Below are 11,645 nucleotides of genomic sequence, written 5' to 3'. Positions count from 1 at the left end.
ACGATCCCGTTGAGCACCGTGCGGTCGTCCAACCGTTTCCTGCCCCGCAGCGACTCGGGCAGCAGCGGCCGGACGAACTCCCACTCGGCATCCGACAGTTCATGGCGACGTATCACCCGACCATGATCCCCGACCAAAGATCATTTGACGACAGACCCTAGCCCAGCCTTCGCCGACCCCCGGATCCCCTCTTTCCCGGTACCGCCCGGCGCGAGCATGTCCGGGGTCAGGTGGCCGGCCAGGTCGTGGGCGTAGTCGCTCTCGCCCCTTGGAGGCTGGGCCGAAGACCGCTGTGATCAGGCCGCTGGTACCTGTTTCGCACAGGGTCATGAGCATCAGCCGGGGGTAGTCGGTCGGGCCGTAGCGGCGTTCGGTGCGGCCCGACCCAGGACCGGTCGCGCTCGTGGTCGGGGACGGTCAGGCTTCCGTCGAACGCATCCGGGACAGGAGCGGCTGCGCGACGTGGGGGTACGGGCCGGAACAAATGCCGGGCGTCTGCCACGTCGTGCGGTGCCGGACAATCGGCATCCGGATGATGTTCACGGGCCCGTGACGCTGCGGCCCACCCCGGCAGGCGCTCGGCCGGGCGGGAGGGGCGGTCATCCGATGACGGGCTTCGACGGCCCCGGCTACCGGCTCGCCGCCATCGGACGTGAGCAGGGCGACGCAGCCTGACGACGTGGTCGACAATCGCCCCATGGATGTCACCGAGCTGCTCCAATCGGCTTCCCTCCTGGTCCCGGAAGAGGCCGCCACCGAAAACGACATCACGGTGCGAGACGTCTGGGACCATCTTGCCCATGACGAATGGCAGATCGCTCTGAGCCTGCTGGAGGAGCTCGGGGACGGATCTCCACTGCCCTTGACGTTCTGGGAGCAGCTTGCCGAGGCGGCTGAGGAGCTCCGCCTCGAACGGAGTGCCGCTTGGTGCCACTGGCGGTGTTCTGAGATCCGAAACGGAATGGTCCGGGCGGACCTGACGCTCCGTCCGGCCTCGGAAGCGCGACGCAGGACACCAATCGCCGGTCACGGTGTTCTGCGGCCCATGTGGGACATCGGGAACCTCTCACCCACCGGGGGTGCTGCGGTGAGCATTGCCGGGCTCTGGGTCGAGGACATGCCCTTTCTGGAGCCCGGCGGCCGCGCCACTGTCCGCCTCGTTCCCCTCACCCCTTCTCACTGGAAGCACGTCGGAACCGGCCGACGAATCAGCATGCACGAGAACCGGACCGTGGCCGGTACCGCAGTCGTGCTGGAGATTCAGCTCCCTGCTACCGCCGTGCCCACGAGATGACGCCGGCTGTCCCATGCCTCTCACCGGTGCAGAAATCTCCGTCCTTCGTGGAGCGCCCACGGGAGTACGCCGACACCAGCCATCAGCTGATCATGAACCGGCTCAGCTGTCGCCCGAACAAGCGGCCCAGGACTACGCCGACAAGACCAAGTGGGAAAACTGGTGGACGTCGTCGGGATACTGCCGTCATGGCCGTCACTCAGCAACTCGCCCGCGTCCCGGCGGAGTATCTCGCCTCCTGCCGCCAGTCAGCCGACGCATCGAAGGATGGAGATCCTCGCTGGGATCCCCCGTTGGCGGATGTCCTGGACCTGGACTGGGCGCCGTTCCTGCTCGAACGGGTCTGCCGGCTGGGAGGTCTCGATGACGTCCATCGGTGTGCTCTCCGGCAGGCTCTCGACGGCGACACTGCCATCGACCTCGCCTTCCTCAACATCCATCCGCATGCCATCGGCCCCTTCGGGCCGGCCCCCACGGCCCTCTCGGCGGCTCAAGTGGCTCGCACTGCGGAACTGCTCGGGCAGATCGACTTCCCGGCCCTTCTGGCCGCCCTGCCGCCGGACGAAGCAGAGGCCGTCTCCTTGGTCGGCAACGGCGCCGACAGAATCGTCGGTGGCCCGAAGAAGTACGTACTGAGGCACTTCACCGCCCTGCGCGGGTTCTACCGTGCCGCGTCCCAGCGCCAGCTTCTCGTCGTGCTCTGGTGGGACTGACACGGACCGCCTGCCGTCGGCTCGCGTGAGCAATTGGGCAATTGGGCAATCGCAGACCGGGGCCTGCAGCGCCGCCGGTGCCTGCGGTGTCCCGGTCGACGACCGGTCGTCGGGACTGACTCGGCAAGGTCCGCGCCGAGCAGACCATGAGGGGCCTCGACGCCTCCCGTCACCGCCGCGTCCAGGGTTCGGGTCACCCGCAGAGGGAGCGACTGCTGGAGCTGTTCCCGTCGCTGCGTGGTGAGTCGGCACGTTGCCGCGGGGCAGAGACAGAAATTGTGATCCACCTGGGAACCAGTGGTCGAGCATGAGCATCTGGTCAGTAGACGGGAGTACCAGGACGTCCCGCTCATCTGGCCTTGGAGGAAGGGGATCGGCTGTGGCACGCAAGCCGGTTCGGGCAGCCATCGGAGACGTCTGGATCACCTGCCAGGTCTGCGGCGGCGATCTGTTCCGAGAACGACAAGTGCTGTTGAACAGCGCCGGGCTCGAGTTCATGAAGGTAGCGTGGGCCGACGAGGCGGCGACGGGGCTGATCTGCTGGCAGTGCGGGTACGTGCACCTCTTCGTGAACAAGGACATCAAGCTCTACCGCCGCGACAAATGAGCCGGACGTGCCTGCCGGACCCGGCGACCGGGCGCTGATCATGCAGCGAGTTGCTGCGCGCATACGTCTGGTATCCCAGGATGCGCAAGCCGTGGGTTCTGGCTCAGCTTCTGCGACGCGGGCACGCTGAGCAATCGATCGGGGTGACAGTCCCGGCTCGTCAGGCTCTCCGGGCCACGAGTGGACCGGTGTTGGCGATCGAGTTGGCGGAAGCCGTCCCGCGTGTCGATCCAGCGGCTCCGCGAGTTTCTGTTCGCCCTCAGGTCTCGACCGCGCGCTTGATCGCCGCGAGGGTCCGCTCCATGCCGGTTTCGAGTTCGTCGGCGTGCGCCACCTCGCCGCCCAGGGCGAAGCGGGCGAAGAGCCGGCCGAGCGGGGTCAGCCTGGCGGGGACGGGACGGCGGTGGACGAGCCGGGTGCCGTCGGAGACGCGTTCGAGTTCGAAGGTCCACCGGACCCCGCTGGTCCTGGTGTCCCAGGACAGGCACCTGCCCGGCGCCACCTCCACGACGACGTTGCGCGTCGGCCAGATCACGGCCTTGCGGCGGTTGACCCCCAAGTACCACTGCCCGGCCCGCAGCCCGCCCGGCTTCAGCGGCAGCATCGCCTGGAGTTCGGGGCTGCGCCGGGGCCAGAGGCGGACGTCCGCCAGCGCCCGCCACACCGCCTCCGGCGACGCGGCGATCCGGATTTCGGCGCGCAGTTCCCGGTCGGCTGTCGGCTCGTCGGATGTCATCCTGCTCTCCCGCTTCGTGCTTGTCCTGTCGGGTTTCTTCGTGTGGATCCGCCCGGACGGTTCATCCGCGGCGCATGAGTCGCTGGACGATGCGCGGCCCGTACCCGCCGAAGGGCGGCTGGGCCAGGCGCAGGGTGTCCGGCCGCAGCGGCATGCGGAGCACGGGTTTCTCGTGGGAGAAACTGCGCCACGAATACGTGCCGTGATAGGCGCCCATGCCACTGGAGCCGACGCCGCCGAAGGGCAGCCCGGCCGCGGCGACGTGGACGAGGGCGGCGTTGTGGACGACGGCGCCCGAGGAGGTGTTCCGCTCGAACAGGCGCCGGGTGCGCGGTGAGGAGGAGAAGACGTAGAGCGCGAGCGGCTTGTCCCAGCCGTTGATCACCGTGACGGCCTCTTCCGCGGAGGCGACCGGGACGATCGGGAGGATGGGGCCGAAGATCTCCTCGCGCAGCACGGACACGGCCGCGTCGGGGCCGATGAGGGGGCGGCCGGCGGTGCCCGGCAGGGTGACCACCGTCGGCGCGAGGTAGCGGTCGCCGCGGTCGTGCGTTCCGCCGACGCGGACGTCCAGGCCGTCCAGGTAGCCCACGAGCCGGTCGAACTGGCGCTCGTCGACGATGCGGCCGTAGTCGGGGCTGGTGCGGGGGTCGGCGCCCCACATCTCCTCGATCGCGGTCCCGAGCGCGTCCACGAGCGCCGGGACCCGGTCCGGGGTGGTCATCACGTAGTCCGGGGCCACGCAGGTCTGCCCCGCGTTGGTGAACTTCGCCCATGCCAGGCGGCGGGCCGCGGTCCTGAGGCCGGCGTCGTCGTCGAACCAGACGGGCGACTTGCCGCCCAGCTCCAGCGTCACGGGCGTCAGGTGCTCGGCGGCGGCGCGCATGACGATGCGTCCGACCGTGCCGCTGCCGGTGAACACGATGTGGTCGAAGCGCCGTGCCAGCAGCTCGGTGGTCTCCGGTACGCCGCCCTCCACGACGCCCACCGCGCCGTCCGGGAAGTACCGCGGCACCAGCCGGGCGACCAGCGCCGAGGTTGCGGGCGCGAGCTCGCTGGGCTTCAGCACGGCCGTGTTCCCCGCGGCCAGCACGCCGACCAGCGGGTTCAGCAGAAGCTGCACCGGGTAGTTCCACGGCGCGATCACGAGCACGACACCGAGCGGCTCGGGCACCAGCTGCGCCCGGCCGGGCAGCAGCGCCGTCGGCACCGGACCCCGTTTGGGCCGCGCCCAGCGGCGCAGGTGCCGCAGGGCATGGTTGATCTCGCCGACGACGACGCCGGTCTCGGTCAGCCGGGCTTCGTCGGGACTCTTGCGGAGGTCGGCCGCCAGAGCCTGCTCGAAGGCGGACTCGTTCTCGGTGATCAATCTGCGCAGCGCGTGCAGGCGGCGAGTGCGGGCGGCCGCCGAGGAGGTCGCCCCGGAGTCGAAGAGGCTCCGGGCGGCCGCGACGGTCTCGGGAATCGGCCTGCGCGTCAGGGTGGAAGCGGTCACGGCAGCACAGTAGCCCATTTTCGAAACGGAAGCTTTTCGTTTCGGACTATAGGGGTCCTGCGAAGAGTACGGAGGAACGCGAGAGAATCCAGGCATGACTGGTACGACCGAGGACGCCACCACGCCGCGAAGGGGTCGGCGCAACGACCCGCGCTTGGACACGGCATTGATCAACGCTGCCGTCGAAGTCCTCAACGAGACGGGCTACGCCGCCTTCACCACCACGGCGGTCGCCCGGCGGGCCGGGGCGTCGACCGCCTCCCTCTACCGCCGTTGGCCCTCCAAACAGGCCCTCGCCGGAGCGGTCGCGCGGCACATCGCACTCAACGAACTCAGCGGCATCGACACCGGCTCCCTGGAGGGAGACGTACGCGAACTCCTTGCCCGCAAGCAGCGCATCCTCGACTCCGGCGCCGGTCCGGCCCTGCTCTCCCTCATGGGCCAGGCGGCCCACGACCCGGCCCTGCGCCGGATCCTCCACGAGGACGTCTACCTGGCCGCCCGCGAACGCCTGGAGGCGCTGATCGCCCTGGCCGCCCGCCGTGGCGAGCTCGATGCGGACATCGACAGCGGCCGGATCAGCGTCCTCGCCCTCGTCCTCGTCGGCACCGCCCTCGCCCGCTCGGTCTTCCTGCCGGTGCACGAGGCCACCACCGAACCGGCCGGCGACACCTCCGCCGATCTCGCCGAAACGGAACTACAGCTGCTGCTGGGTGCCCTGCGCGGGAGCGGCGACAACCCGTGAGGGCACAGCTCGCGCAGAGCCACGGCTCGACGAGACGCATGCCCGGTGTCCGCATCCGTGTCCCACGGGCGGCTTCGTCGAAAGCCGTGTTTGGCCTCGTCGGTGGGGGCTACCCCTCACGCGGAACCTCGACCGCAGCCGCCGAGGCCACGGTGACCAGCGGGAACACCGCGCAGCGCCCCCGTTCGGAACTGGACTGCGGGCGTGGCGGGGCAACGCGCGTGCGGAATACACATACGGCAAGGGGCTGGTCGTGATGACCATGACGACACAGCAGGGCGGCGGCGGAGGTTCCAGTGGCCTCTACGACGTACTGGAGCTCATTCTCGACCGGGGGCTGGTGATCGACGCGTTCGTGCGCGTCTCCCTGGTAGGCATCGAGATACTCAAGATCGACATACGGATCGTGGTGGCCAGCGTCGACACGTATCTGCGCTTCGCCGAGGCGTGCAACCGCCTCGACCTGGAGGCAGGCCCGCGCAAGCCGGCCGGCCTGACCGAACTCACCGGGAAGCTCACCGAATCCGGCGCCCGCGGCAAGACCAAGGGAGCGCTGTCCGGAGCCGCCGAGACGATCTCCGAGGCCTTCCAGCAAGCCCGTGACGAGGGGCGTCAGAGGCAGGGGGCGCGGCCCGCGCGCCGGAGGCAGGGAGAGCTCTGAGTACCCGCCTCGGCGGATTCACGGCGCCGCCGGACCAGGGCGCCGGCCGGGGCCCGTCGATTTGCCCTGGTGCCGCTCACCGCCCCGGCGACGGCGCCTCTCGGGCCGGCCTGTGCCCGGGGCCGCGCCGACGGCTCGCCGCCCGGGACACGGCAGCACCGTCCGGCACGCCGCCGTCCCGGAACGCCGCATGACCGCCCGCGTCGGGCAGCGCCCTGCAACTGGGCCCGCAGGGTATGCGTCGAAGACGCGGGAGCCGAGCAGACGGCGGGCGTGCACCAGGACCCTCGCGGCGGCGGTGACCACGTAGCGGGTGCGCGGCCCGGCGCCGACGGCGGCCCGGCGGCTGGCCTCGGCGACGCCCTCGGGCGGCGCCGAGAGGTGGGCCGACCGGCAGGAGCGGGCCATCTGCTGGTCGACGGCCGCATGGAGGGCGGCGTTGGTTGTCGCCGGCGAGATCGAAGCCTCGAAGGAGCCGCCGCCCCGACAGGCCGGTGCCTGGAGCCGCCACCGTCGCTGGGGGCGCGGCCGAATCGGCAGTCCAGCCTGAGCAGTGGTGGTCCCGTTGCGGTAGCTGAGGCGGTCGGGCATGGAACGAAGATGTGCTCGGCGGCCTGTACAGGGAGGTGTTCGTCGCGGTGTGGCCACCGCGGAGGCGCTGAGCGGGGCGGACCTCGGCCCACTCCACGTCCCTCATGTCGTCCGGGACAGCGCCGCGCCCGCCGTCCCGGGCAGCCGGACCGAACCTGTGCGGATGACAGCCGCACCCAGGAGGGACCGCGGTGGACGCATTCGGTCTGCCACGACGCACTCAGTCACTCGACCGGGCCTTGGGCGGTCAGCCCGGCCAGGGTGACCAGCGGGTCGATCCCTTCGACGATCTGGCGCCCCGTCAGCCCGAAGTCGATCAGGCAGGCCACCTCGTCCACGCCCGCCCGCTCCAGCCGTTCCACCATCGGCAGGCAGCCGGCGGGTGAGCCGATCAGCGAGCCGTGGCGCAAATAGCGCTCGTAGGTCATGTCGAGCAGCTCTTCCAGGACGTCAGCGGGGATCTCCTCCTCGGGCATGCGCAAGCCGCCGCTGATGGTGCCGCCGCCGACCGCCGACTTGCGTTCCAGGACGACGGCCGAGCGCAGGTACTCGCGGAACGGGACACGTGCCCGCCGTTCGGCCTCGTCGGCGTCGTCGTGCAGGTGGGTGTGGAGCATCAGCGAGACGATGCCGTCCTCCGGACGGTGCCCGTTGTCGGCCCGGGCGCGGCGGTAGGAGGCGATCTTCTCCGCCAGCTGGTCGATGTCCTGGCCGATCAGGTGGCTGAGCAGGTGAGCGCCGGCCGCACCGGCGTTGACGAAGGTCTGCGGATTCCCCGAGGAGGTGACCCACACCGGCAACTGCTCCTGCACCGGACGCGGATACAGCCTGACCGCGGTCATGCGTCCGCTGCCGTTGACCAGTTTGACCGAATCGCCCGCCCACAACCTCCTCACGGTGTCGATCTGTTCACGCATCACCTCGTGCCGGGACTCGTAGCGGTCGGGGTACAGGACGAAGTCGTTGGTGTTCCAACCGGAGCCGAACGACACCGCCACCCGCCCGCCGGACAGGTTGTCGACGGCCGACCACTCCTCCGCGATCCGCACGGTCTGGTGCAACGGCGAGATGAGGCTGCCGGCCCGCAACTGGATCCGCCGGGTGACCGTGGCGAGCGCGGCGCTGGTGAGGGCCGGATTGGGGAAGACCCCGCCGAACTCGTCGAAGTGGCGCTCCGGAGTCCACACGGCGGCCAGGCCGCCCTCGTCCGCCCGCTTCGCCGCCTCGACCATGGTGCGGTAGGTCTCCTGTGCGCCGCCCGCGGACGACGCGGCAAAGAACATTATGCCGAAGCGCATGTGCTTGACTCCCTCGGAGAACGGGCTGAAAGGCCGTGCTCGAACGACGTGCTCGCGTGCGCTCTCGAAGATGCGACGTTCCCGTGCGGTGTTCCCGACTTGCCGTTCGCGGGAGCCGACGGTTCTTCCACAGAAATGCGGAACCGGTAGAAGGGAATCAGGGGCACCGAGCGGCAGAACGCTAGTCACCCCTCCCTAACCGTGTCAATAAGTCGTCCTGCCGTTCCTTGATGGCCGAGGAATTGGGACTGCGGGGCGGGCCCTGGGACGGCAGGTCACGGGAGTCGAACCTTTCGGACGGATTCCGCCTCCGGAGCGGCCGGGGTACCCCATGTGAGGGACACGAGCAGATCAGCGCCCTGGTTGTCGCAGGTCGCGGACGTTGCCCGGTCGAAGGGTGACAGTGCGCCTGAGCACGGCCGGACGGTGGAGAAGCTGAGGTGAATGGGCCTGCCGGGGTCGCCTGGGGTGGCGCAAGAGAATTGGCCGGTTATGGCTGTGGCTGATCTCGGCCGGATGGGCCACCCTGGGTTGGTGTCGCCGAGCGTGTCCGGCTTGGCCACGAATCGCCTAAGTCGCTCCGGCGGAGAGGTCACACATACCTCCGGGTAATGCACAGCGGCAGCACACGAGGTGCTGTATCACGGTTCCGCCAGTGGATATGCAATGCCCGTCGGCAACACGGTCGCTCTTCCTGGGAATCCGACCGGCCGTTTCCGTCGAAAACCAGCTGCTCGCGCCATGGTTTGCCATTCACCGGAGCTTCGAAGTGGATCCCTCTGTCGAGGCACGTCCGTCGTTGAGGTTGGGAGAACAGACTTTGCGACCGTCGAACGCGATGCCAGCCGGCCTGGCCGGGCACGCCGGCCTGCGGGCCGACGGCGTCAGGATGCTGGCGACGCTGCACGGGCTGGACGACTGCGGGGCGGATCCCCGCGGAGGTGTCACCCGGCTCGGCTTCACACCCGAGGAGGACGCCGCCCGGGACTACCTGCGCCGGGTCGCGGCCGAGTACGGGCTGACCAGCGAGATCGACCAGGCCGGCAACCTCGTCATCCGGCGCGCCCACGTGAGTGACCGCCCTGCCCTCGTCATGGGCTCGCACCTCGACACGGTCCCGCGTGGCGGCACCCTCGACGGCACCTACGGCGTGATCGCCGCACTCGAGGTGCTGCGGGTGCTGACCGAACACCAGGTGCCCCTCGCCTACGAACCGATGGTCGTCGCGTTCGCCAATGAGGAAGGCGCCCACGTCCCGGTCCCTTTCTGGGGTTCGCTGGCGGTCGCCGGACGGCTGCCCGACCCGACGGGCGTCGTCGACCGGAACGGAGTGCCGCTGAGTGAGGCGCTGGCCCGGGCCGGCGGCAGCATCGACGCCGTCGACCGGGCCGCCTGGGCACCCGGCTCCGTCGCCGCCTATCTGGAGATCCACATAGAGCAGGGCCCCGTGCTCGAGGCAGCCGGCGTGCCGATCGGCGTGGTCGACGCCATCGTCGGCCGCACGATCGTCGAGTTCGAGGTGACCGGACGCCAGATGCACGCGGGGACGACGCCGATGAACCAGCGCTGGGACGCGCTGGTGGTGGCGGCCCGCCTGGTGCTCGCGATCGAGGCCGTCGCCAAGGACGACAAGCTGTGCGCCGCGGGAACCGTGGGCATCCTCGACGCGCTGCCGGGCCAGACCAACGTCATCCCCGGCCTCGTCAGGATGTCGGCCGAGATCCGCGACGGCGACATGGACCGGCTGCGCAAGGCCGAAGCGGCGATCCTCGCCGAAGCGCAGCGCCTCGCCGGCGTGCACGGTGTCGAGATCGAGTCGCGCGTCACCATGCGTTCCGAGGCGGTGAGCACCGCCGAACCGCTGCGCGAGGCGATCCGGCGCGCCGCGGGACACCTGGGGCTGGCATACCTGCCCATGTACAGCGGAGCCGGCCACGACGCGCAGATCGTGGCCGCCGTCGCGCCCATCGCCGTGATCTTCGTGCCGAGCGTCGGCGGCGTCAGCCACGCCCCCGACGAGTACACGGCCCCCGAGGACCTGGTCACCGGAGCCAACGTACTCCTGCACACGGCCCTTCGCGTGTGACCTTCCCCCTTGTCCGGCGGGCGCATCGTGCTGCCCGCCGCCGCCCGGTCGGCACGTCGTCCGGACCGCATGCCTCTCACCACGAACGGGGTTCCGCCATGCCTGAAACCAGCGCACTTCCCTACCAGGTCGTCGTCAACGAGGAGGAGCAGTACTCCATTTGGCGTGTCGGCAAGCCGGTGCCCGAAGGCTGGCGCGCCGAGGGCACCAGCGGCACGAAAGAGGAGTGCCTGGCGCACATCGACAAGGTGTGGACCGACATGCGCCCGCTGAGTCTGCGCCGCCACATGGAACAGGCGGGACAGGCCTGATGAGCGTCCCGGCCCGGCCGCACCGACCCGGCCGGAGGCACAGATGACCTTCGAGACGACCACCCCGATGCCGGCGGTGCCCTCGACGGCCCCCGGGCCGCTCGGCGCGCCCGCCGACCGGGAGGTGCCGGAAGAGTTCGCCGCCGCCTGCCGGGCGGCGCCCTGGCGGCTGGCCGGGACGGCCCGCGTCACGCCGGTCACCGTCGACACCCGCAGCGGGGTTCGGCTCAAGTGCGAGAACCTCCAGCTCACCGGGTCGTTCAAACTCCGCGGCGCCTTCAACGCGCTGTCCGGCCTCGGCGTGACCGATGTCGTGGTCGGGTCCTCGGGCAACCACGGCATCGCGGTCGCCTGGGCGGCACGACGCCTCGGCGTCACGGCGACCGTGGTGATGACGCGCACCTCCAGCAGCCACAAGCGGGAGGCGGTACGGGCCCTCGGAGCGCGCGTCGTGCTCTGCGACGGCGGCAACGAGGCCCGGCGCGCGCGCGTCGGCGAGATCGCCGAGGAGACCGGCGCCATGGTGGTGTCCTCGTTCGATCATCCGCTGGTCGTCGCCGGACAGGCCTCGGTCGGTTTCGAGATCCTCGACCAGGTTCCGGATGCCACCACCGTCGTGGTGCCGGTCGGCGGCGGCGGGTTGCTCGCCGGCGTCGCGACCGCCGTCGCCCTCAGCGGACGTCCGATCCGGGTCCTCGGAGTCGAACCCGCCGGGGCCGACGACACCGCGCGATCCCTGGCGCTGGGGCGGCGCGTCTCGATAGCGCCCCCGACGACGATCTGCGACGGCGTGCACGCCCAGACGCCGGGTGAGTTCACCTTCCCGCTGTTGCAGCGGTTCGTCGAGGGGATCGTCGTGGTCGACGACGCCGCCGTGCTGCACGCCCTGCGGGACCTGGGCGCGCAGGGCATGACGGTGGAGCCCACCGGAGCGCTGGCGCTGGCCGGCGCCCGCACCCTGCCGTCGTCCGGCGGAGTCGTCGCCGTCGTCAGCGGCGGCAACATCCGCCCGGAGGAATTCCGCCGACTGACCGGGGTCACCCCGGCCCGGCCGGTTCCCACGCCCTGAGCCTCCCGGCCACCGCACTCCCCAAGAATCCCACCGGTG

11 protein-coding genes and 1 pseudogene are annotated in these 11,645 nt (G+C 70.4%); 9 read left to right on the top strand and 3 right to left on the bottom strand.

Annotated elements, in window-relative coordinates:
- The first annotated feature begins 697 nt into the window (after positions 1-697).
- The 4 genes and pseudogenes from VKA29_RS31285 (at position 698) to VKA29_RS31275 (ending at position 2,614) form a co-directional block, all read left to right on the top strand.
- The gene (locus VKA29_RS31285; RefSeq protein ID WP_324789376.1) at positions 698-1,294 is read left to right on the top strand and encodes a hypothetical protein; all 597 of its coding nucleotides are present in this window, start codon (positions 698-700) and stop codon (positions 1,292-1,294) included.
- A gap of 188 nt (positions 1,295-1,482) precedes the next feature.
- Positions 1,483-2,007 (top strand): DUF1877 domain-containing protein, encoded by a 525-nt coding sequence (locus VKA29_RS31280; RefSeq protein ID WP_324789375.1) that lies wholly within the window; start codon positions 1,483-1,485, stop codon positions 2,005-2,007.
- Positions 2,008-2,138: 131 nt separating this feature from the next.
- Positions 2,139-2,318, top strand: a pseudogene (locus tag VKA29_RS37080) (hypothetical protein); the annotation flags it as partial.
- Between the two features lie 68 nt (positions 2,319-2,386).
- Positions 2,387-2,614 carry a hypothetical protein gene (locus tag VKA29_RS31275; RefSeq protein WP_324789374.1) on the top strand — a complete coding sequence of 76 codons (228 nt, stop codon included), beginning with the start codon at positions 2,387-2,389 and terminating at the stop codon, positions 2,612-2,614.
- A 259-nt stretch (positions 2,615-2,873) separates the two neighbouring features.
- Here the strand turns inward: VKA29_RS31275 and VKA29_RS31270 are convergent, their stop codons facing one another.
- Positions 2,874-3,350 carry an SRPBCC family protein gene (locus VKA29_RS31270; protein ID WP_324789373.1) on the bottom strand — a complete coding sequence of 159 codons (477 nt, stop codon included), beginning with the start codon at positions 3,348-3,350 and terminating at the stop codon, positions 2,874-2,876.
- A 61-nt stretch (positions 3,351-3,411) separates the two neighbouring features.
- Positions 3,412-4,845, bottom strand: a complete 1,434-nt coding sequence (locus tag VKA29_RS31265; protein ID WP_324789372.1) for an aldehyde dehydrogenase family protein — start codon at positions 4,843-4,845, stop codon at positions 3,412-3,414.
- A 94-nt stretch (positions 4,846-4,939) separates the two neighbouring features.
- Between VKA29_RS31265 and VKA29_RS31260 the strand changes: the two genes are divergently transcribed.
- Together VKA29_RS31260 and VKA29_RS31255 are read left to right on the top strand one after the other, a co-directional pair.
- A complete protein-coding gene (locus tag VKA29_RS31260) occupies positions 4,940-5,590 on the top strand; it encodes a TetR/AcrR family transcriptional regulator (RefSeq protein ID WP_324789371.1) in 651 nt (216 codons plus the stop codon).
- 256 nt (positions 5,591-5,846) lie between these two features.
- The gene (locus VKA29_RS31255) at positions 5,847-6,251 is read left to right on the top strand and encodes a gas vesicle structural protein GvpA (RefSeq protein WP_324789370.1); all 405 of its coding nucleotides are present in this window, start codon (positions 5,847-5,849) and stop codon (positions 6,249-6,251) included.
- A gap of 815 nt (positions 6,252-7,066) precedes the next feature.
- Here VKA29_RS31255 and VKA29_RS31250 read toward each other — a convergent pair.
- Positions 7,067-8,140: a MupA/Atu3671 family FMN-dependent luciferase-like monooxygenase gene (locus tag VKA29_RS31250; RefSeq protein WP_324789369.1), complete on the bottom strand. Its 1,074-nt coding sequence runs from the start codon at positions 8,138-8,140 to the stop codon at positions 7,067-7,069.
- A gap of 838 nt (positions 8,141-8,978) precedes the next feature.
- Here VKA29_RS31250 and VKA29_RS31245 point away from each other — a divergent pair.
- The 3 genes from VKA29_RS31245 (at position 8,979) to VKA29_RS31235 (ending at position 11,606) form a co-directional block, all read left to right on the top strand.
- Positions 8,979-10,226 (top strand): Zn-dependent hydrolase, encoded by a 1,248-nt coding sequence (locus tag VKA29_RS31245; RefSeq protein ID WP_324789368.1) that lies wholly within the window; start codon positions 8,979-8,981, stop codon positions 10,224-10,226.
- 98 nt (positions 10,227-10,324) lie between these two features.
- Positions 10,325-10,537 (top strand): MbtH family protein, encoded by a 213-nt coding sequence (locus VKA29_RS31240; protein ID WP_324789367.1) that lies wholly within the window; start codon positions 10,325-10,327, stop codon positions 10,535-10,537.
- Positions 10,538-10,580: 43 nt separating this feature from the next.
- The gene (locus VKA29_RS31235; protein ID WP_324789366.1) at positions 10,581-11,606 is read left to right on the top strand and encodes a pyridoxal-phosphate dependent enzyme; all 1,026 of its coding nucleotides are present in this window, start codon (positions 10,581-10,583) and stop codon (positions 11,604-11,606) included.
- The last annotated feature ends 39 nt before the right edge of the window (positions 11,607-11,645 follow it).

The sequence above is a fragment of the Streptomyces sp. H51 genome, from assembly GCF_035656535.1.
In the GTDB taxonomy this organism is placed as follows: domain Bacteria; phylum Actinomycetota; class Actinomycetes; order Streptomycetales; family Streptomycetaceae; genus Streptomyces.
Note: the sequence above shows the minus strand (reverse complement) of the source record. Positions and strands in the feature narration are given on the sequence as shown.